The sequence below is a fragment of the uncultured Lamprocystis sp. genome, assembly GCF_903933125.1.
Classification (GTDB): domain Bacteria; phylum Pseudomonadota; class Gammaproteobacteria; order Chromatiales; family Chromatiaceae; genus Thiodictyon.
The window spans coordinates 1-1588 of sequence record NZ_CAIZIZ010000245.1 but is presented as its reverse complement, the minus strand read 5'-3'; the positions used below and the strand labels follow the sequence as shown (position 1 = coordinate 1588).

The 1588-nt window shown below is 64.2% G+C and carries 1 protein-coding gene and 1 pseudogene; one reads left to right on the top strand and one right to left on the bottom strand.

Features of this window, described 5'->3' with window-relative positions; genetic code table 11:
• A partial coding sequence (locus QZY03_RS12210; protein WP_295581369.1) for an IS701 family transposase occupies positions 1 to 1003 on the bottom strand: 1003 nt, incomplete at its 3' end.
• 251 nt (positions 1004 to 1254) lie between these two features.
• Between QZY03_RS12210 and QZY03_RS12205 the strand changes: the two are divergent.
• Positions 1255 to 1588, top strand: a pseudogene (locus QZY03_RS12205) (hypothetical protein); the annotation flags it as partial.

Below are 1588 nucleotides of genomic sequence, written 5' to 3'. Positions count from 1 at the left end.
GCAACACCGGAGTCTCCGCCGCGGCGTTGCTGAGGCTGTACTTGAGGTCGGCGCGGGCGCCCAGTTCGCGGCGCACCAGCAGATGCCAGCACCGGGCGGCGGGTTCGGCACCATCCCACAGCCACACCCGCTGATGCAGGATCTCAACGGTCAATTCGCCCTTGGTGCTGTCGCGCAGCGTGACGGCCTGCCAGGCGGTCGCGGGTTGCGCGTCCGCCCACGCATCCACGCGCTGCGCCGGGGTCTGCGCCACCGCCCGGGTGGGCGCCCGCCCGCGGCCCTTCGGGGCGGGGACCTGCGGGCGGGGATCCGCGAGATAGACCTGTTGGTCCTTGTGCACATCGGCCATAAAGACCTCGCCATCGGCGTCCAGGGCGCGCAGCAGCGCCGGTTCTTTTCCATCGCCGCCGTCCATTCCGACCCAGGCAAAGCGCACCCCGCGGCGGCGGTTGGCACGGACCATCTCCAGCGCCAACTGCGCTTTGCTGCGCAACGCCCGTGCGCCCTTGGGCACCCCGGCCAGAACACAGCGCCGGGCGTCGTCCACCCACCCTTTCGGCAGATACAGGCGGGTATCGATCAAGGTCGCCAGCGCGCCGCGACTCAGGGCGGTAAACACGCCCACCTGGCAATTATCGACCTTTCCCAGCCGCCCGTTCCATTGCCGTGCCACCCCCACCGAGTGGCGTCCTTTCTTGGTGATCCCGCTCTCATCAATCAGCAGCGCGCTGTCGGGCGTCCCGCCCAGCAGCGCATCGGCATCCCGCGCCACCTGATCCAGCACGACCCGTTCGTCCCACGGGGAGTTTGACAAAAAGTGCTGCAGCGCCTGCTCGTCACTGTCCACGACCACCTCGGCCATCCGCTCCATGTTCTTGCGCCGGGCCAGCATCAGACCACTCAGATACTGCCTGGCCTGGTGATGGACCAGCCGCGTGCGCGACCGAAAATGGCCGGCGTAGCGATCACAAAACGACGCAAACCGTTGAGCGACTGCTTCCACAGGGCTCGTAACATCTTGACTCTTTTTAAAAAAGGGCTGGTTTCGGGAGGCATCGGTTCATCCGCTTGGCTGTTCGCAAGAGCGCAAATCAAGCTCGCATCTTATTCAAATTATGTATATCTTTCATGACTTTAAATTTAACGAAGTAGAATTAAGTGCTGGATTTCAAGACCTGACCCCATCCCTCTGTTTGACCCCATCCCTCTGCTTGACCCCATCCCTCTGCTGCCCGGGTGACACAGTTTGATGGCATGTTTGCTTTCGGTGTCTGGCATCGCGCGAGCCGCCGTCTGCTGCTGGCTCGTGACCCCTTCGGCAAGAAGCCGCTGTACTATGCCCAGGGGCCAGGCTGGTTCGCCTTCGCCTCGGAGCTGCAGGCGCTCACCCGGATGCCGGCAGTCACCGGTGGTCAGCAGCAGCATCTGTGCCGATTCGCCTCGGAGCTGCAGGCGCTCACCCGGATGCCGGGGTTCGACGCGACCATCGATCAGGACGCGCTGGCGTATTTTCTGTTGCTCCAGTACGTCCCCGCGCCCTTCAGCATCTACCGCTCGGTGCGCAAGCTCCTGCCTGGTTCCACCCTGG